Origin of the sequence: Streptomyces sp. ADMS (assembly GCF_033441795.1) — a bacterium.
Classification (GTDB): Bacteria; Actinomycetota; Actinomycetes; order Streptomycetales; family Streptomycetaceae; genus Streptomyces.
The window spans coordinates 34,353-53,553 of sequence record NZ_JAVFVX010000002.1; the positions used below are offsets into that span (position 1 = coordinate 34,353).

At 70.5% G+C, this 19,201-nt stretch carries 16 protein-coding genes and 1 pseudogene; 7 read left to right on the forward strand and 10 right to left on the reverse strand.

The window, feature by feature from the left end; all coding sequences use genetic code 11:
* Nucleotides 1-12: 12 nt before the first annotated feature.
* The 5 genes from RB628_RS01075 to RB628_RS01095 all read right to left on the reverse strand — a co-directional run bounded on the left by RB628_RS01075 (nt 13) and on the right by RB628_RS01095 (nt 6,414).
* Nucleotides 13-2,235 (reverse strand): S9 family peptidase, encoded by a 2,223-nt coding sequence (locus RB628_RS01075; RefSeq protein ID WP_412180574.1) that lies wholly within the window; start codon nt 2,233-2,235, stop codon nt 13-15.
* Complete coding sequence (locus RB628_RS01080; RefSeq protein WP_318318311.1) at nt 2,232-4,016, reverse strand: N-acetylglutaminylglutamine amidotransferase; 1,785 nt, start codon at nt 4,014-4,016, stop codon at nt 2,232-2,234. The genes RB628_RS01075 and RB628_RS01080 overlap by 4 nt, the downstream gene beginning before the upstream one ends.
* Before the next feature lie 197 nt (nt 4,017-4,213).
* Nucleotides 4,214-5,407, reverse strand: a complete 1,194-nt coding sequence (locus RB628_RS01085; protein ID WP_318318312.1) for a glutamate--cysteine ligase — start codon at nt 5,405-5,407, stop codon at nt 4,214-4,216.
* Nucleotides 5,408-5,601: 194 nt separating this feature from the next.
* Nucleotides 5,602-5,865, reverse strand: coding sequence for a hypothetical protein (locus tag RB628_RS01090; protein ID WP_318318313.1), 264 nt, complete (start codon nt 5,863-5,865; stop codon nt 5,602-5,604).
* A 93-nt stretch (nt 5,866-5,958) separates the two neighbouring features.
* Nucleotides 5,959-6,414 (reverse strand): DUF4383 domain-containing protein, encoded by a 456-nt coding sequence (locus tag RB628_RS01095; protein ID WP_318318314.1) that lies wholly within the window; start codon nt 6,412-6,414, stop codon nt 5,959-5,961.
* A gap of 181 nt (nt 6,415-6,595) precedes the next feature.
* On the opposite strand from RB628_RS01095, the gene RB628_RS01100 reads away from it, so the two are divergent.
* Nucleotides 6,596-7,318 (forward strand): DUF2071 domain-containing protein, encoded by a 723-nt coding sequence (locus RB628_RS01100; protein ID WP_318318315.1) that lies wholly within the window; start codon nt 6,596-6,598, stop codon nt 7,316-7,318.
* Nucleotides 7,315-7,953 carry a hypothetical protein gene (locus RB628_RS01105; RefSeq protein ID WP_318318316.1) on the forward strand — a complete coding sequence of 213 codons (639 nt, stop codon included), beginning with the start codon at nt 7,315-7,317 and terminating at the stop codon, nt 7,951-7,953. Before RB628_RS01100 ends, RB628_RS01105 begins: the two co-directional genes overlap by 4 nt.
* Nucleotides 7,954-8,186: 233 nt before the next feature.
* On the opposite strand, the gene RB628_RS01110 is transcribed toward RB628_RS01105, so the two are convergent.
* Entirely contained in the window at nt 8,187-9,845 is a 1,659-nt protein-coding gene (locus tag RB628_RS01110) for a catalase (protein ID WP_318318317.1), read from the reverse strand.
* 465 nt (nt 9,846-10,310) lie between these two features.
* Between RB628_RS01110 and RB628_RS01115 the strand changes: the two genes are divergently transcribed.
* Genes RB628_RS01115 through RB628_RS01125 form a run of 3 tightly spaced genes read left to right on the forward strand, consistent with a single transcriptional unit; the run spans nt 10,311 to nt 12,092 of the window.
* The gene (locus tag RB628_RS01115; RefSeq protein ID WP_318318318.1) at nt 10,311-11,033 is read left to right on the forward strand and encodes a hypothetical protein; all 723 of its coding nucleotides are present in this window, start codon (nt 10,311-10,313) and stop codon (nt 11,031-11,033) included.
* 1 nt (nt 11,034) lies between these two features.
* A complete protein-coding gene (locus RB628_RS01120; RefSeq protein ID WP_318318319.1) occupies nt 11,035-11,448 on the forward strand; it encodes a phage holin family protein in 414 nt (137 codons plus the stop codon).
* A complete protein-coding gene (locus RB628_RS01125) occupies nt 11,424-12,092 on the forward strand; it encodes a DUF3618 domain-containing protein (RefSeq protein WP_318318320.1) in 669 nt (222 codons plus the stop codon). Before RB628_RS01120 ends, RB628_RS01125 begins: the two co-directional genes overlap by 25 nt.
* Before the next feature lie 134 nt (nt 12,093-12,226).
* Here RB628_RS01125 and RB628_RS01130 read toward each other — a convergent pair whose 3' ends face one another.
* The 3 genes from RB628_RS01130 to RB628_RS42490 all read right to left on the reverse strand — a co-directional run bounded on the left by RB628_RS01130 (nt 12,227) and on the right by RB628_RS42490 (nt 14,245).
* Complete coding sequence (locus RB628_RS01130; RefSeq protein ID WP_318318434.1) at nt 12,227-13,372, reverse strand: RNA polymerase sigma factor; 1,146 nt, start codon at nt 13,370-13,372, stop codon at nt 12,227-12,229.
* 8 nt (nt 13,373-13,380) lie between these two features.
* A complete protein-coding gene (locus tag RB628_RS01135; protein WP_318318321.1) occupies nt 13,381-13,788 on the reverse strand; it encodes a YciI family protein in 408 nt (135 codons plus the stop codon).
* Nucleotides 13,789-13,897: 109 nt separating this feature from the next.
* Entirely contained in the window at nt 13,898-14,245 is a 348-nt protein-coding gene (locus RB628_RS42490; RefSeq protein WP_412180575.1) for a hypothetical protein, read from the reverse strand.
* A 310-nt stretch (nt 14,246-14,555) separates the two neighbouring features.
* Here RB628_RS42490 and RB628_RS01145 point away from each other — a divergent pair, with 310 nt between their 5' ends.
* Both RB628_RS01145 and RB628_RS01150 read left to right on the forward strand, forming a co-directional pair.
* Nucleotides 14,556-17,261: a cellulosome protein gene (locus RB628_RS01145; RefSeq protein ID WP_318318322.1), complete on the forward strand. Its 2,706-nt coding sequence runs from the start codon at nt 14,556-14,558 to the stop codon at nt 17,259-17,261.
* Between the two features lie 333 nt (nt 17,262-17,594).
* Nucleotides 17,595-18,255, forward strand: a pseudogene (locus RB628_RS01150) (helix-hairpin-helix domain-containing protein); the annotation flags it as partial.
* A gap of 101 nt (nt 18,256-18,356) precedes the next feature.
* Here the strand turns inward: RB628_RS01150 and RB628_RS01155 are convergent.
* The gene (locus RB628_RS01155; RefSeq protein ID WP_318318323.1) at nt 18,357-19,190 is read right to left on the reverse strand and encodes an ABC transporter ATP-binding protein; all 834 of its coding nucleotides are present in this window, start codon (nt 19,188-19,190) and stop codon (nt 18,357-18,359) included.
* Nucleotides 19,191-19,201: the final 11 nt, after the last annotated feature.

Here is a 19,201-nt window from a genome sequence, read left to right on the forward strand (position 1 = left end):
AGGCCGCGTCGATCAGCCGCTGAGATGCCGTTCCAGCCAGTCGGCGGCGGCCCGGCGGAACAGCCGCCGGTTGTCCGCGCGCAGGAAGTCGTGGCCCTCGTCGCGCAGGGCGAGAAGCTCGGCGGGGATGCCGCGTTCCCGGGCGGCCCGTACGAACTGCTCGGACTCCCCCGGTGGCACGTTGGTGTCGTGTTCGCCGTGGACCGCGAGCAGCGGGACACGCAGTGCGTCGACCCGGCTCATCGGAGAGAGGGCGTGCAGCAGTGCGCGGTCGCGCTCGGGGTGGCCGTACTTGTGCGCGGCCGACTCCGCGATCCATGGCTCCGTACCGGCGAAGAAGGTCAGGAGGTCGGACATCCCGCAGACGGCGACCCCCGTGCGGAAGAGGTCCGGGTGCCACACGAGGGAGGCGAACGTGAGATAGCCGCCGTACGAGCGTCCCATGACCGCCAGCCGGGTCGGGTCGGCGGGACCCGCCGTCACCGCGTGGGCCGTGCAGTCCGCGACGTCGTTCAGCGCGGCGAAGCGGCCGTTGCCCAGGTCGGCGTCGACGAACGACCTGCCGTGTCCTGAGGAGCCGCGGACGTCGGGGGCGAAGACGTCCAGCCCGCGGCCGAGCAGTTCGTGGTAGAGCGGGTGGAAGACGGGGCGTTCCTGCTCCTCCGGACCGCCGTGCAGATGGATCACACAGGGCGCCGGCTCGCCCGGGGCCCGCCCCGATGCTCTGTAGTACCAGCCACTCAGGGGCAGCCCGTCCCGGGCGGTGAGGCGCAGGGGGACGGGGCGCACGGGTGGGCGGCCCGTCGAGACGGCGTCCTCGTCACGGGACGACCACGGGGTGCGCAGCAGGGACACGCCCTCGTGGGCCCACCACACACCCGGACGGCGTTGCGAACCGGAGAGCGCGAGCAGCATGCGCCCCGGTCCGGCAGCCACCACCCGGGTGACGACCTCGTGCGGCAGGGAGATGGGCCTCTCCGGCCCCGCGTGGTCCGGGACCTGCCCTGCCGGGAAGGTCTCGACGAGTTCGAGTTCCCCTGCGCCCTGTGCGTTCCACACCAGCACGGCCGTGCGGCCGTCATGGGCCAGCGTCAGCAGTTCCAGCTCCTGGTTCTCGCGCTGCGCGAGGACAGACCTGTCGCGCGGTTCGCCGTCGGCGCCGAGAGCGACCGCGAACAGCGCCGCGTACTCCCGTTCGGTGTCGCTGCGCAGCCAGAGGGTCAGCCCGTCCGGGGAGAACCGGCCGATCCACGGATCACCGTCGGCGACCGGCATCGTGTACGTCGTCACGGAGTCGACGGTGCGCCGCACGACCGCCTCACGCCGTCCGCGCGGCCCGCGGCGCAGCAACGCGAGCGTTCCGTCGGGGCTGAGGTCGCACACGCGCAGGGTCGCGGCGTGTGTCTCCGTGGCGAGGAGCTCCGGGGACGCCAGGCCGTCGGGATCGATCAGATAGGCCGACAGACCGCTGCCGGGCCGGACCGCCGGTGCCGCGAGTGCTCCGAGGCCGATCGGCGTCGGGGACGGTGCCGTCCGCTGCCCGGCCTGGTACCGGGCGCCGCCGAGCATCGTCGCGCGGCCGTGCCGGTCGGCCCGGTCGGGCGGGAGCGGGGTACCGGCCGGATCCGGGTCCGGCGAGGTGAGGCCCGTACGGTCCATATACGTGTGGGCGCCCGGCATGGTGACAGTGACGGCGACGGCCGACCCGTCCTGCGTCCAGCAACCCAGATACGCGGAACTGCCAAGAGCCGCTCCGGCCAGGATGCGGCGACCGGTGCCGTCGGGCCGCACGCACAGCACGCGTGAGTGCTCGCCGCCACCCGGCGCGACGGTGTACGCGATCCAGCGGCCGTCCGGTGACCAGGCCACCTCCTTGACCGGGTCCGGGGAGGAGTCGAGCAGGCGCACGTCGTGGCCGTCCACCGGCCCGGCCCACAGCTGAGGGACACCGCCGCGGTCGCAGATGAAGGCCGTTTCGGTGCCGTCGGCGTTGGCGGAGGGATACCAGCAGCCGTGCGCGTGCAGCCGGGTCACCGCATCCCACGGGCCTCCCGCCTCGGGCAGCGGCACCGTGGCGGGAGCGGCGGCGAGGGCAGGCCCGTGTGCGTCCGCCGACCGGGGGTCCGACAGCTGCGGAGTCCGTGGCGCCGGGTCGGGGACCCCGGGGCGGGCAGCGGTCGGCGGCCGGGCGGGCATCGCTGTCCGCAGGGTCCGCGTGCCCGGCTCGTCGGTCACTTGATTCCGTGCGTCTGAAGCCATATCTCCAGCAGAGCCACCTGCCACAGGGCATTGGCCCCACGCTTGGTCCGGTGCGCGTCGGGTGCCGCCAGAAGCTCGGTCACGTACGAATCCTGGAACACGCCGCGCGCCTTCGCCTCGGGTGCCTCGAGCGCCTCACGCACCCGCTCCAGGACCGGGCCTGCCATGTGCTTGATGGCCGGGACCGGGAAATAGCCCTTGGGCCGGTCGACGACCTCCCGGGGCAGGAGCTTGCGGCCGGCCTCCTTCAGCACGCCCTTGCCGCCGTCGGCCAGTTTGAGCTTCGGGGGGCAGGCGGCGGCCAGCTCCACCAGCTCGTGGTCGAGGAAAGGCACGCGGGCCTCCAGGCCCCAGGCCATGGTCATGTTGTCGACCCGCTTGACGGGGTCGTCGACGAGCATGACGTGGGTGTCCAGGCGAAGGGCCGCGTCCAGGGCTGTCTCCGCTCCGGGCACGGCCATGTGTTCCCTGACGAAGCGGCCCGACACGTCGTCGAGGGGCAGCATGTGGGGCCGCAGGATCCGGGTGAGGTCGGCGTGCTGCCGGTCGAAGTACGTCTCGGCGTACCTGTCCGGCTCCTCCTCACGGGCGACCTCCGCCAGCTCCGGATACCAGTGGTAGCCGGCGAACACCTCGTCCGCGCCCTGCCCGCTCTGCACGACCTTCACCTCCTGCGCCACCTGCTCGGACAGCAGGTAGAAGGCGACCGCGTCATGGCTGGTCATCGGCTCGCTCATCGCCGCGACGGCCCCGTCCAGGGCAGCCGACACGCGGCCGGAGGGAACCATCAGCTGGCGGTGGTCGGTGTCGAACTCCCGGGCCACCAGATCCGAATACCCGAACTCGTCCCCGTCCTCGCCTCCCTCCGCCTCGAACCCCACGCTGAACGTCCTCAGGTCACGCTGGCCCTCGTCGGCCAGCAACGCGACGACCAGGCTGGAGTCCAGTCCCCCGGAGAGCAGGACGCCGACGGGCACGTCGGATACCGTCCGCCGGCGTACGGCGTTGCGCAGGGCCTCCAGCACCGCGTCGCGCCATTCCTCCGGGGCCATGCCGGCGTACTCGGCGCGCCGTGTGTAGGACGGCTGCCAGTAGCAGTGGTCGCGGTGGGTGCCGTCCGGCTCCACGACGCGGACGGTGGCGGGCGGGAGCTTGCGTACGCCGTTGAGAACGGTGTGCGGCGCCGCCACTGTGGCGTGCCAGCTCAGGTACTGGTGAACGGCCACCGGATCGAGGGAGGTGTCCACGTCCCCGGCGGCCAGCAGGGCCGGCAGGGTGGAGGCGAACCGCAGCCGGCCCGGCGTCCGCGCCAGATAGAGGGGTTTGATCCCGAGTCGGTCACGGCCCAGCACCACACGACCGGTGCGGTGCTCGACGATCGCGAAGGAGAACATGCCGTAGAAGTGCTCGACGCAGGCGGTTCCCCACTGCTGGTAGCCCTTCAGCACCACTTCGGTGTCGGACGTCGACTCGAAGCGGTGGCCCAGTCCGCGGAGCTCTTCGCGCAGCTCGCGGTAGTTGTACACGCAGCCGTTGAAGACGCCGGTGACCTGGCCCCGGGCGTCCGTCATCGGCTGCGCGCCGAGGTCCGACAGATCGATGATCTTCAGGCGGCGGTGCCCCAGCGCCACGGCGCCGCGCGTCCAGAGGCCCCGTCCGTCGGGACCGCGGGCGGCCAGCCGGTCACTCATGCGCTCGACGGCGGCGAGGTCGGGGCGCCGGCCGTCGAAGCGGATCTCCCCGCTCAGACCGCACATGGCGTGCCGCCCCCTTTCCGCATTCGGTCGGTCGCGCACCGGCACGGGTGGGCCGGTGCTCTCCTTCCGGGCACGATCGGGTCGGTGCTGCTGGGCATGACGGGACATCTCCTGAACAGGTGGGGTGAGGGACAGGACGCGGTGCGGCGGCCGTCGTACCCACGGACCACGCCGGCCTCTTGCCGTTCACCGGCACGTCAGCGGCCGATGACCTCCGGCGCCCCCGAGCTGAAGGGCGGGCCGGTCGTGTCCCTGCCGGAGTACGGAAGGCTGACGCGGCCGGGCGGCGCCGGCCTGCGGTTTCTGCGTTCCCCACGGGTTTCGGCGATCAGCAGGTCGATACAGGCCAGCAGGCCCTCTTCCTGTGCCGTACGGCGTATGCGCTCGGCGGCGCTGCCCTCGGCGAGGGCCTCGTCCGTCAGTGCCCTGACGGTCCGCCAGTCTCCGTGGGCCTCAAGTGCGGGGCGCAGCCGGGCGAGCAGCTTCCGGACAACCTGCCGCGCGGGCGCTTCCTTGTGCGTCCCCGGGTCCACCAGGGTTCCTTCGAGGCCGGATCGGGCAGCCCGCCAGGAGGCGCCACGCAGCCATTCGTGCCGGCCCTGGCAGAGCGGCGGGCCGTCCTGCCGCAGCTTTTTCCGGGCCTCGGTCACCAGTGCGCGGAACAGTCCGGCGATGAGCACGACGGTCTCCGCACGCGGGCAGGCGTCGCAGATACGCAGTTCCAGGGTCTTCAGATGCGCGGAGGGACGTATGTCGTAATAGATCATCCCGGCGTCAGTGATGATCCCGGCCCGGACCAGGTCGCTCACCGCCGCGTCGTAGTCGGTCGCGCTCGGGAAGCAGCCGATCGGGCCGGCGGTGGGCCAGCGCTGCCAGAGCATCGTGCGCCAGCTGGCGTAGCCGGTGTCGGAGCCCTGCCAGAACGGTGAGCTTGCGGACAGCGCCAGGAGCGCGGGCAGCCAGGGCGAGACCGCGCACATCACCCGCACCGCCATGTCCCGGTCCGGGACGTCGACGTGGACCTGAGCGCCGCAGATGAGCTGCTCGTCGGCGACCTGGCGGTATTCGTCGACCATGTGGCGATAGCGCGCGTCGGCGGTGGGGTGCCCGGAGGAGGCGAGCGCGAGCGGCGCCGTGCCCGCCGCCACCGCTGCGAGCCCCAGCGAGGCGGCGGCCGCGTCGAGCCGCCGCCTCGTTCCGGTGAGGTCGTCGTACAGGTCGTGCAGGGATGAGTGCACTCCGCTGTTGGACTCCACGATGGACTGGTGAAGTTCGCTCGAGAAGCTCCGTCCGGGAAGCCGTCGCAGTACCGGGTCGGCGCGCGGCACGAGCAGGCCGCTTTCCACTTCCAGGAGGTGGAACTCTTCTTCCACTCCGATGCAGATACTCACGGTCACTCCTTGAGGGCCTCAATGCCGTCCGTCCCGGGAGGGGCAGGTCCCTCAGCGGGAGGATGCGGCGACTGTGACCCCCACCAGGTTCCCCGGACAACGTCATATAAGCCCAGAATTCACCTTTTGGCACGTCGGCCCCACAGGTAGCAATCCCGTCGTCTGCGGAGGTTGCACGGAAGCGCGGCTCGGGCTCACCCTCCCGGGCTGATGACGGCGCGGACGCAGCCGTCCGTCTTGTGCTTGAACATGTCGTAGGCCTGCGGCGCTTCGTCCAGAGACACGGAGTGGGTCGCCCGGTGCGCCGTGCTCAGGCCCCTGGAGGCCAGACGGTCAAACCGCATCGGGATCCAGCCCCGGCCGTGCTGCCGGGCACCCCGCACGGTCAGCCCCTTGTTGATCACCGCCCCCAGCGGGAACCTGTCCACGGCGCCGGCGAACACGCCGAGGACGAACACCGTGCCGCCCTTGCGGCAGGCGTGGATGGCCTGACGGACGGCAGTGGAACGGTCCGTCTCCCACCCAGAGAGACCTGCTGGAAACCATCGCGGTCACCGTCCGGAAGCAGTGCCGCGCGAGCGGGTCAGAAGCGCGCCCAGTGCGATCATGCCGATGCCGAGGACGAAGTGCAGCCAGTTGTCGGCCGTGTTCAGGGGTACGAAGTTGGCTTCGCTGTCGTGGCCGACGAACAGGCCGTAGACCCAGAGCACCAGATAGATGGCACCGCCGACCAGCAGGAACTTACGGGCCCCGGAAAAGGTGCGGGCCATGGCCACGCCGGCCACGCCGAAGGCCAGGTGGACGAGGTTGTGCAGGACGGAGACCTGGAAGACACCGAGCAGTTCGGCGCCGGACTCGTGCGAGGCGAACTTCATCGTGTCGTAGTCCGTGGTGATCCCCGGGATGAATCCCAGGATCCCCGCCACCAGGAACACCACACTCACCAGCAGTGCGGCCTGTTGTACGGGAGAGCGCGAGGTGCTCGAAGTACGTGCGTGCGTGGTCATGGCAGCCCAGACCTTCTCTCGGGGCGCCCTGGTGGCGCCGGTATGCGGCGAGTACCCCGGCACCGCCACACAACCCACCCCTGAACTCCCACAGGCTGGAGGTCCGGCGAGTGGCAACGCGATGAGGGAAAACGCCTCTGGCCTGGTGTTTCGCCGGGCAGAGGCAGGGGACCCGGCGTCTGTGGTGGCTTACGGAGCAGAGCAGCGGGTGCGGGTGCCGGCGTTGCGGGCCGGCTGGTTGACGCAGACGTTCGTCCACTGGCCCTACCGCCCGGAGGCGGTTCAGGCCCTGTTGCCCGAGGGGCTGGCCGCGGACGAGTACGAGGGTGCGGCGTGGGTGGGACTGACGCCGTTCGTCATGGCGGCGGTGCGTCCCCCGGGCGTACCCGCCACGATGCCCGGGCTCCCGACGTTCGCGGAGACCAATCTGCGCACATACGTCCGGAGCGGGGACGGGCGGGACGGGCTCTGGTTTCTGTCCATCGGGGTCGCCTGGCCCTTGATGGTCGCCGCTCGTGCGGTGGGCGCTCCCTACAACTGGGGGACCCTGCGCGTTTCGACGGGCAGGCACACCGTCGCGTACGCCGGTTCGAGGCGGACCGGTAAAGCCTCCTACCGCCTGGTCGTCCGCCCCGGCGACCCGATCGCCCCGACGGAGCGGGACGTGTGGCTGACCTCGCGCTGGCGGGCGTACACCCGCCGGGTGGGTCTTCTCTGGGAGACGCCCGTAGAGCACGAACCGTGGCCCCTGGCCGGCGCCGTCGTGGAGGTGCTGGAGGAGACGCTGACCACCGCGGCGGGCCTCCCGGCTCCGCTCGGCGAGCCGGTCGTGCATTTCTCGCAAGGTGTCAGGCACGTAAGGCTGGGGGCCTCCCGGCCCTGTTTCCGGTCGGCGGGCGCATGAACAGGACCGCCGGCAGAGCAGCCCACCGCGCACGGTTCCGCTTCGACGGCTGGATCGCCGGCATGGGCACCGTCTCCGGGACGCGCATCGTGCTCGGGCACTGGCCACGGTCGCCGTTCGGACCGTTCAGCGATGTGATGCTCGAGCAGTCCGACGGAAAGCGGCTGCTGCTCGCTCCCACTTCCGCGACGGCAGATTTCGTCAGCGGCACCTATGCCTTCGACGCCGTACACGTCGTCCCGGTCGACGTGAGCATCGCGGACGGCATGTGGACTGTCAGGGCCGGACCGCTCGACCTGCGCTTCGTCGTCGGCCGCCGACGGCTCCTGGGGTGGTTGCTGCGTGCCGTGCCCGGTGTGCTCGCCCGGCGTCCCGCGTGGAGCGTGCTGACGGACTTTCCCGCTCGCGTGCTGCTGGACGGAGTGCGGACCCGTGGCAGTGCCGGCGAGGGACGCCGCGAATGGTATGCCGCCCAGGACCTGCGTCTCGTCGGCGCGATGTCGGCGGTCTTCGAGGGCAACGACCTCGGCGCGATGGCTCCGGTCGATCCTCCCGTCCGCTTCGGGTTCGGGTCCGTGCCGCGACGGCCCGCCCTCACCCGGGTCACGACGACGGTCGCCCTGGGCACGGAGTGAGGTCACCGGCCAGGGGTACCCGGGCGGCCGGGCGAAGGGCGGACACATGAGAAGGACGAGTCCTCCCCGTCGCGTGGGTCTTCGGTCCGAAGACCGATGTGTGGCTGCAGTGGACGACCGGAGGTTTGCTGGTCTCCGCCGGTCTCGCCCGCCGGTATGGTGGCGGCAACGGGCGAGGGAACAGCAGCCCTCTCCGGAGCGCGCCACCATGCCCGCACCTGTCGTTCCGGGCCTTACCGGGTCACCACGTGCCGCTCGTCGGGCACGCAGTGCGTCATGGTGAGTCCCTCGACGTCACGCGGCGGGTTGTCGCCCAGGTTGGCGAGCCGCTTGCGGTCCTCGTCGGTCAGGTCCTGGCTCGCCAGCGGCTCCAGGTCCGCCACATCGTCCGGACCGATACCGAGGCCCTCCCCGATCCGGCGGCCGAGGTCGTTCTCGACGAGCAGGAAGTGCCACACCATGCGTTCCTGAACCGGCCGGTCGCACTGCACCAGCGCGGCGGTGAGGTTCTTGACGAGGTCGTCGCGCTCCCACTCCTCCATCAGCAGATAGCGCTGGCCGGCCTGCAGGTAGTCGTTGGTGCGGGGGATGCGCTCGCGCGTCAGCCTGCCGCGGATCTCGGGCCCCTGCTCGTCGTCCGTGGCGTACTGCGCCTCACGCAGACCGCCGGTGATGGACGGCTCGTAGTTGACGCTCGGGTTCTCCCCGCCCCCGTCCTGGTGGTACGCCATGAGGCCGTCGCGCTGGTTGGTGCGCACCTCCGCGTTCCTGGCCTGGTTGACGGGCAGCTGGAGGTAGTTGGGCCCGACCCGGTAGCGCTGGGTGTCGCTGTAGGAGAAGGTGCGGCCAACCAGCATCTTGTCGTCGGAAAAGTCCAGGCCGTCGACGAGCACACCGGTTCCGAAGGAGATCTGCTCGTTCTCCGCGAAGAAGTTCTCCGGCATACGGTCGAGGACCATCCGTCCGACGGCCCGCGGCGGGAAGTCCTGCTCCGGCCAGGTCTTGGTGTCGTCCAGCGGGTCGAAGTCCAGCTCCGGATGATCCTGATCGTCCATCATCTGCACCAGGAGTTCCCACTCCGGGTGGTCGCCACGGGCCACCGCCTCGTAGAGGTCCTTGGTCGCATGGCCGAGTGACTCGGCCTGGACGTTCGCGGCGTCCTCCTCGGTCATGCTGCGCACGCCCTGCCTGGGCATCCAGTGGTACTTCACCAGCACGGTGCGGTTCTCGTCGTTCACCCACTTGTACGTGTTGACGCCGAAGCCCTGCATATGGCGGTAGTCGGCCGGGATGCCGCGCGGACTGAACAGGTTGACCAGCATGTGCATCGCCTCGGGCGTCTGGGACATGAAGTCGAAGATGCGCCTCGGCTGCTGCTCGAAAGTCACCGGGTCGGGCTTGAGGGCGTGGATGACGTCCGGGAACTTGATCGCGTCCCGGATGAAGAAGACGCCGAGGTTGTTGCCGACCATGTCCCAGTTGCCGTCCTCGGTGTAGAACTTCACCGCGAAGCCCCGGGGATCACGGGCGGCCTCGGAGGAGTCACGGCCACCGATCACGGTCGAGAAGCGGACGGCCAGATCGGTACGCCTGCCCCGCTCCTGGAAGAGCTTGGCCCGGGTGTAGCGGCTGACGGGCTCGTCGCCCCAGCTGCCGTACGCCTCGAAATAGCCGTACGCCAGGACGCCGCGCGCGTGCACGACACGCTCGGGGATGCGCTCCCGGTCGAAGTGGCTGATCTTCTCCAGGAACTGGTAGTTCTCCAGCGTGGCGGGGCCCCGGGCGCCGACCGTGCGCTGGTTCTGGTTGTCGTGGACCGGGTGGCCCTGCCGGTTGGTGAGCACCTTCCGGTCGTCGCCGGGGGCGGGTCCGGTGCTGGATACGTCCGTCATGATCGTGGGCTCCTTCGGGTCGTCCCCACGGTCGCGGGTGGGGGTCAGTGATGCCGGGTACCCGGCATCACCGCGGAGTCACCTCGATCCGTGATCCCATGCAGAACGGTCACCGGTGCCGGCGAACCGGCCGTTCGGTGGCGGGCGAAGAGGCACACGCGCGCGGTGGTGGCCACTCTCGACCGGCCCGTCACCGAGGCGAGGTTCAGCCCGGCGAAGGCGAGCCCAGCTGCAGCGCGGAATCCGCGTCGACCCGACCTGCGGCACACCGCTGCCGCGCACGGCACCGACTGGCTGGGCTCTACACCTAAAAGTAATGCCCTGATTCGTGTGTCAGTGCGGGCCGAACAGTTACTCGGGGAGGGAGCGAATGCACGACCGGGAGGCCCAGGGCAACATCGCGGTTCGCCGCCGAGCGGTCTCACGCAACCCATTCGACAACGATCTAGTCCGGTGAGGGTGGCAATGACTGATTACGAGGAAGACCGGGCCGGGAGGCTCAGGCAAACCGGCGAGACGGCCAAGGCCGAGGCCGCGACCACGGCCGACCAGGCCAGGCAGGCCGCAGGCCAGGTCACGGAAACCGTCGCGGAGCAGACCAGGGCCGTGGCCGGAGAGGCCCGTCAGCAAGCCGGCGTGGTCGTCGACGAGCTGCGCAGCCGCGCTGTGAACGAGGTCGAGGAACAGGCCCGGCGCGCGACGGGAATGCTGCGTCAGTGGTCCGACGACATCGGCGGCCTGGCTGACAACGCGCCGGGCGATTCACCCGCCCGCAGTCTCGCCTCCCAGGTGTCCGACAGCGGACACCGGGCCGCCGACTACCTGGAGAAGCAGGGAGTCGACGGCGCCCTGTCCGATCTCCGCCACTTCGCCCGCAGGCGTCCCGCTGCGTTCCTGGGTGGCGCCCTGCTGGCCGGTGTGGTGGTCGGGCGACTGGCCAAGGCAGGCAAGGCCGGGCAGTCGTCGCAGTCGAGTCAGCGCGGCTTCAGGGACACCTCACAGCTCGGCGCGGAGAACGAGCCGGTCCCGTCGCCGCTCCCGTCCGGTGCTGTGCGGGAGGCCCCTCCGGTGCCGCCCGTACCGTCTGCCGCTCCGCGTTCGGCAGAGCCCTTCGGGCCACCGCAGACCCCGCTCTCGCCCGTGGACCCGCCAGCCGAGACGCCGCGTCGGCCCTACCCGGAGGTGTGAGGTGACCTCGTACTCCCCGAGCCCGGCGGAGCGCGGGCAGGACCCGTCGGTGGGCGAGCTGCTGTCGGTGGTGACGTCCGACATCCAGACCCTGTTCCGCCAGGAGATCGAGCTGGCAAGGGCGGAGATACAGCAGGAGGCGACCAAGGCGGGCAAGGCGGCCGGTTTGTACGGCGGCGCAGGGTTCGCCGGCTACATGGTGCTGCTGTTCCTGTCCCTGGCGGCTGTCCTCGGTCTGGCCAACGTCATGGACGGCGGCTGGGCCTCCCTGATCGTCACCGCGGTGTGGGCCGTCGTCGCAGCCGTGCTCTACCAGCGGGGCCGCACTCGGATGCGCACTGTCTCGCCCAAGCCCGAGCAGACCGTCGAATCGATGAAGGAGAATGCGGAATGGGCACGTCACCCGACCAAATAAGGGCCGAGATCGACGCCACCCGGGGCCGTCTGTCGGCCGACGTGGACCAGTTGACCGACCGGACCAGTCCCCGTCGCATGGTGCAGCGCCGCACCGAACGCGCCAAGGGCGCCGTGACGGGCCTGCGAGAGCGGGTCATGGGGTCCGGATCAGAGGCAGCTCACGGGGTCACCGGCAGGGCCCAGTCAGCGGCCGGCTCGCTGCGGGAGGGCGCCGCACACACGACCGACACCGTGCGCGAGACAGCTGAGCAGGCAGGCGACGCCGTCAGGCGGGCACCCGACCAGGCCGTGCGCCAGACCCAGGGCAACCCGCTGACCGCGGGTCTCATCGCCTTCGGCGTCGGGGTCCTCGCGTCCTCGATGCTGCCTGCCTCACAGACGGAGGAAGAGGTGGCCTCCGGCCTCATGGAACACAGCGGTGAGGCGCTGGAGCCGGTCAAGAAGGCAGCTCTGGAGTCCGCCGAGCACCTGAGGGAAGACGCCAAGGAGGTCGCGCAGAAGGCCACGGAGGAGGTCAAGGACACGGCCGCCGAGGCTGCCCGCACCACCCAGGAAGAGATACGCGGTCAGGGTGCGCGTACGGCCGAACAGGCACGTGAATCGGGCCAGCAGATCACCCACGAGGCCCGGCAACAGCCCTGAGCGGGGCTGCCCTCCGGCCGCCGAGACCCGACGAGAGCGGCACCTGACGCTGCCCGGCCCGCCTGCGCTCGCCCGGTCCGCCAGAGCCTTCGGCCTGCCCCGCCCGCTACGCGTCGCGCCTCCCGGGCGCCTCCTCAGCGACCGCGGCAGGCATTGAGCCGGGCGGCCCGACGTGTCAGGTGGTCGCGTTCGGCGAGGTTGGGTGCCTTTTGCGCAGCCTCGGCGTAGAACCGTGCCGCTGTCGTCAGGTCACCGTCGCGTTCGTGGAGGTACGCCGCCACGGCGGTGTGGCGGGGCAGTGTGTCGTCCAGCTCCGCGAGTGCCGCCAGGCCGGCGCGCGGTCCGTCGGCCTCGCCGACGGCCACCGCGCGGTTGAGCCGGACGACGGGGCTGTCGGTCAGGCGCACGAGTTCGTCGTACCACTCCACGATCTGCACCCAGTCGGTCTCCCCGGCGGTCGGCGCGTCGGCGTGGAGTGCCGCGACAGCCGCCTGGGCCTGGAACTCACCCAGCCGGTCGCGGGCGAGGGCCGTCTGAAGGATGCCGACGCCCTCGGCGATCGTCCTGGTGTCCCACTGGCCGCGGTCCTGCTCGGCGAGAGACACCAGGCTGCCGTCGGGCGCCGTGCGGGCGGTGCGCCGGGCGTGGTGGAGCAGCATGAGGGCGAGCAGCCCCGCCACCTCGGGGTGGTCGATCGCGGCCGCGAGCCGCCGGGTGAGCCGGATGGCCTCGGCGGCGAGATCGACGTCGCCGGAGTAGCCCTCGTTGAAGACCAGGTAGAGAACGCGCAGCACGGTGGCGACATCGCCGGGCTGGTCGAACCGCACTGCGGAGACGGTGCGCTTGGCCCGGCTGATGCGCTGCGCCATGGTCGACTCGGGCACCAGGTAGGCCTGGGCGATCTGGCGGGTTGTCAGCCCGCCGACGGCGCGCAGGGTGAGCGCGACCGCGGACGACGGGGTCAGCGACGGATGGGCGCACAGGAAGTAGAGCTGGAGCGTGTCGTCCACCGTCGGCGCGGGACCGGGCACCGGTTCCTCGTCGACGAGGTCCTCACGCCGGCGGCGGGCGGTGTCCGCCCGGGTCGCGTCGAGGAACCGGCGCCAGGCCACGGTGACCAGCCAGCCCTTCGCATCCCGTGGCGGGTCGTCCGGCCAGACACGGACCGCCTCGACCAGTGCGTCCTGTACGGCGTCCTCGGCCGCCGCGAAGTCGGCTCCGCGGCGGACGAGGATCCCGAGCACACTCGGCGTGAGGCTCCTCAGCAGCACCTCGTTCACTTGAGAGATCACTCTGTGACGGTGGGCGACACGCCGTAGAACGGGCGCAGCTCGAGCCATTCGTGGATCGGCTTCCCGCCTGCCCCAGGGGCGGCCGACAGTTCTCCGCCAAGCTCGACGGCGCGCTCGTAGCTGTCGACGTCGATGATCATCCAGCCGGCGATGAGGTCCTTGGTCTCGGCGAACGGTCCGTCGGTGACCGGCGGCCGACCCTCACCGTCGTAACGGACCCAGGTTCCCTCCGGGGCGAGCGCCTGACCGTCGACGAACTCGCCGGACTTCTCGAGCCGGGCCGCGAAGTCGTTCATGTACTGCACGTGGGCCGAGATCTCCTCGGGCGTCCACCGGTCCATGGGCACGTCGTTGATGGCAGACGGGGCGCCGCGGTAGTGCTTCAGCAGCAGGTACTTGGCCATGGTGCGTCTCCTCGGTACTGGTGCGATCCATTGTGGTCGCGTTCACTACGGGGACGGAGCCAGGCACAAGTTCTCGACATCGCCGTCCGAAATTTTTTGGCTGCGTCTGTCACAGGGTGGCCGCGCCGGCCGCGGTTCCCGCGATCAGCAGGACGATGATCGCGCCGATGGCCATCTCGTTGCCACGGCGTTCGGCCGCCGGACCGGGGTTAACACGATGCGTGCCGTCGTCCAGGCCGCTCGCTGGGCCGGGGTGAGTCCGGCCAGGGAAAGCCCTTCGCCGAACAGCGCCAGGCCCGTGGGCACCCCGCCGCCCGGGGGCGAGCACTACGTCGCAGTCGTACGCGGACGCGGCCTCCACGGCCGGCGGCGGGAAGACCAGGCCGGTGATGCTGGTCCGCCCGTTGGCCAGGGCCCACGCGCCGGAGTTGGGCCGACAACCCAGCCCGTCGATCACCTGCCGGATCGAGCACCGGGTTCCTCCGGTTCCGGGCGTCCGCCGCTCAGGGCGTGGGACACGGGGCTCCGCGGGACACCGGCCCGTCCGGCGATCTCACCGATGTTCACGGAACCCCGTGTCGAACCGGTTCGTGTGGAGGGAAGTTAGGAGCGGCAGGCACCGATGTCAATGGCTTGCGCAGATTTCCAGGTGACTGCTCCCGATCCACGTCGAGGGTATTGCTGACCCCTTCTCGGCGGTGCTAGCTTCCGGCACGCGTTCTTCGAACCGGTTCGACAATTCTGACGGATCACTCACGGAGACCCAAGTGCGACGCACCCGCAGCAGAACCAGAACAGGCGCCGGCGTCACCGCCGTCACCGCCCTCGCCGCCCTGCTCGCCGTACCCGCCGCCGGCGGCACGGCCCGCGCGGCGGAGTCCGAACGGCTCACCATCGACCTCGCCACCGACACCGGCGCCTTCCACGGCGGCGCCTCCGGCTCCCTGTACGGCGTCTACGGTGACGGCGCGCCCAGCCGCAACGTCCTGGAGGGCATGCACGTCCGCACGGTGTCGACCAAGGCGCAGGACGGACCGCAGCACCCCGGAGCGGACGCGCTGGAGATACTCCCGGCGTTCGTGGACTCCGGCGGCAAGGATGTCTACATCTACATGACCGACATCTACCGCGGCTTCCCCTACCAGTGGCCGGGCACGGACGGTCCGGCGCGGCTCGCCGACTTCAAGGAGAAGATCAGGAAGCAGGTCCAGCAGGTCCTGGCCCTGGACGGCACATACAAGGACCACGTGGTCTACGTCCCCTTCAACGAGCCCGAAGGGAACATGTTCGGCACCGGCGAGTGGAGCTACAACAAGGTCTCCTGGCTGAACGACCCGCAGTACTACTTCGCGGCCTGGAAGGAGGTCTACCACCTCATCAAGGACCTCGACCCAGACGCCCGCATCGCCGGCCCCAACACCAGCGTCCTCTACAACCAGGTCAAGGGCTTCCTGCAGTACGCCAAGGCCAATGACGTCGTGCCGGACGTGATGACCTGGCACGAACTGTCGTCGCCCGCCGCGGTCCGCACCAACGTGGCGAAGTACCGGCAGATGGAGAAGGACGTCGGCGTCGGCCCGCTGCCGATCAACGTCAACGAGTACGGCCACAACTACCACCTCTCCGTGCCCGGGCAGGTCGTGCAGTGGGTCTCGGCGATCGAGGAGTCGAAGATCGACGCCGACCTCGCGTACTGGAACATCGACGGCAACCTCAACGACTCGGCCGTGGAGGCCAACAAGGGCAACGGCCAGTGGTGGCTGTTCAACGCCTACGGCCAGATGTCCGGCCACACCGTCGAGGTGACCGCGCCGCATCCCAACCAGCAGTACACCCTCCAGGGAGTGGCCACCCTCGACGAGGACAAGAAGCAGTCGCGGGCCATCTTCGGCGGCAAGAGCGGTGACGCGGACGTCGTCTTCCGGAACATCGACCCCGAACTGTTCGGCGGAACAGTCCACGCCACCGTGCAGGAGATCCCCTGGACCGGCCAGGTCGGCGACTCGGCCCAGCCGCTGCGACTGGCCGACGAGGAGCTGGCCGTCGGCGCGGACGGCACCGTCACCCTCCCCATGACCGGCATGAACGAGATGTCGGCCTACCAGGTCATCCTCTCCCCCGGCGGGCACGGCGGAGTACCGGCCGAGCCGTCGGTGAGCTGGCACGGGACGTACGAGGCGGAGAACGCCACGTACACCGGCAGCGGCTTCTCGAAGAACGGCCCCGAGGGCACGCCGTCCAACGTCGGCGGGTTCGCGACCTCCGGGACCTACAACGTCGGCGGCCTGCGCACCGGTTCCGACGGGGTCCTCGCCTTCGACGTGGAGGTTCCGCAGGACGGCACGTACGACCTCAGCGTGTTCGCCAACTCCTACAACCTGTACGGCCTGGTGAAGGAGCAGGGGCCCACCAACGTCTTCCTGCGGGTGGACGGCGCCGATCCACAGGAGCTGCGGCTGCCGCTCGGCTACAAGTGGGTGGTCTGGGGCCACACCGACACCACGGTGGAGCTCACCGCCGGCAAGCACCGCATCACGCTCGCCGCCGAGGACGCCGACCTGGGCGTCACCAGGGGCGACGCCATCATCGACAAGGTCGACCTGTCACTGCGAGACGCCCAGGTGACCGCGCCGGCCGTCTACGAGGCCGAGTACGCGACCCTCTCCGGAACGCGGCCCGCCTACACCCGCGCCGGCGCTTCGGGTCCCGGCACGGTGCCGCTGTCCAAGGGCGACTCCGCGACCTTCTGGGTCCACTCCCCCACCGACGGTGAATCGACCGTGTACGTCGACCACCTGGGCGGAGGCAGGGCCAGCCTCTCCCTCAACGGCGAGAAGCTCGACGTACCCGGCGTCGGGGGCGGCAGGAAGGGCACCGCCCGGGTGCAGATGTTCCTGTCCGGCGGTATCAACAAGATCACCGTCGACGGCGATTCACGCGCACTGCTCCTCGACCGGCTGCGGGTCGCACCGGGCGGCGGCACCCTGACGACCAAGCTCTACCAGGCGGAGGACGGCCGGCTGACCGGCGCCGCCAAGGTGACCGATGCCCACACCTTCGCCTCGGGCGGCAAGTCGGTCACCGACATCGGCGACGGCGGTGCCAACGCCCTCAGCGTCGACGTCGTCGCCCAGAAGGCCGGGCGGCACGCGGTGACCATCCGCTACTCCAACGCCGAACAGGCGCCCGCCACGCACTACAACCCCGACCCGATCGCCCGGCACGCCGACGTCTCGGTCAACGGCGGGCCGGCCCACCGGGTGCTGTTCCCGACGACCTTCCACTCCAACAACTTCTGGGAACTGACCGTCCCACTCACGCTGAAGAAGGGCACCAACCGGCTCACCTTCACCGCCGAGGAACTGCCCGACTTCAACGGCGACACCTACAACCAGTACGACCAGCGTTCCCCGTACGCACCGGTCATCGACCGCATAGCCGTCACTCCGCTCGCGCAGAAGCAGCCCGGATGACAGCTCTGAGCGATACGGGCAGTGGAAGCGCCGCGATCTGAGATAACTCGCACCATGACGGATGGCGAGGGGCCGGGCGGCTGCCGCCCGGCCCCTCGCCATCCGTCCCGTCATCGCGCCGAGGCTTCGTCACCGGGGCTGTACGAGACGGCAGGGGGTCTCACAGGGGAGGGCGGCTGTCCTGAGTCCGGCTGCGGACAGGCCTGTTCTCCAGGAGGCAGGCTCCCCCGCGGCACGACCGGCTCGAGGGTGCGGGGGGCAGGTCGGCGACCTGCCGGTGCGTGGTGGCCCTGCGATCGGCGCGGCGCAGCCGAGCACGGCCAGTCCCGTCAGCAACTCGTCGACGCGGACCCGGTGAAGGATCTCGCCGACCTGTTCGCCCTCACCCGGGAGCAACTGCTCGGCCTGGAGCGGGTGGGAGAGACGAGTACCGGCAACCTCCTCGCCGCGATCAGCGCGGCGAGGAACCCTCTCGCGCGTGCTGTGCGCGCTCGGGGTGCGTGGCACCGGACGCTCCATGTCCCGCCGTATCGCCCGGCACTGCGCCATCATGGAGAAAATCCGTGCCGCGCACGCCGACGCGCTGCGGCAGGTCGAGGGCATCGGCACCGAGAAGGCCCCGTCCATCGTCGCCGGACTCGCCGGACTGGCCCCGCTCATCGACAGACTCGTCGCGGCCGGGGTGAACATGGCCGAGCCCGGCGCCGTCCCGCCCTCCCCGGTGACCGCGCCCGCGTCCGCGGACGCGGCCGCCGCCTCGGAGGAGACGGAGCCGGCGGGCGGGCCGCTGGCGGGCATGACCGTGGTGGTGACCGGCGCGATGACCGGTGTCCTGGAGAAGCTCAGCCGCAACCAGACGAACGAACTCGTCGAATCCGCCGGTGGCCGGTCCTCCTCCAGTGTCTCGAAGAAGACCAGCCTGGTGTTCGCCGGAGAGGGTGCCGGATCCGAGCGCGCCAAGGCCGAAACCCTCGGCATCCTCCTGGCCAGCCCCGTCCCGCCGGGGGTTCACGCAGTTCCGGCGAGCGCAGTTCGTCACGCGTGTCGGACCCCCGGCCGACGCCAGGAGGTGCCGGTCCCCACGACGACATCGGCTCAGCGTTCGGTCTTCTGCAGCACCGGTTCCGGTGTCGGGCCCACGACCTGGGTGTCCGTGTCGCCGCTCCGGTGTTTGGCCCGCTGGATCTGTTCGTAGACATGGGCGCGCAGTTCGGCGAAGCGGGGGCTGGAGCGGGTGTGCAACTGGTCGCGTTCGTCGGGGAGGTCGATGGCCAGGTCCTCCTGCACGATGGTCGGCGACTTGGACAGGATGACGGTGCGCTGGCCGAGATAGACCGCCTCGTCGATGTCGTGAGTGACGAACAGGACGGTGACTCCGAGTTCGCGCCACAGGTGCCGGATGAGGTCCTCGAGTTCGGCGCGCGTCTGCGCGTCTACGGCCGCGAAGGGCTCGTCCATGAGCAGGACCTTCGGTTCGTACGCGACGGCGCGGGCGATGGCGACGCGCTGCTGCATGCCGCCCGACAGCTGCCAGGGGTAGGCCTGGTGTGCGTCGGCCAGTCCCACGACCTCGAGTGCGTGGTCGACCAGTTCCCGCTCTCGGGCCTTGCCGAGCTTCTTGCGGCGCAGCGGCAGGGCGACGTTGTCGCGGACGTTCTTCCAGGCGAAGAGAGAACGGCCGTACTCCTGGAAGACCACGGCCATGCCCGGCGGGGGCCCGGCGACCGGGCGTCCGTCCAGGAGTACTTCGCCGTCGGTGGGGGCGAGCAGGCCCGCCATGCACTTCAGCAGCGTGGTCTTGCCGCATCCCGAGGGGCCGACCAGGCAGACGAGCTCACCGGCGCCGATATGGAACGTCAGGTTCCGCAGGGCTTCGACGCTGCGGTTCCGTCCGGTGTAGATCTTCTGCAGGTTGCGTACGTCGAGCATCGACGGCTCCG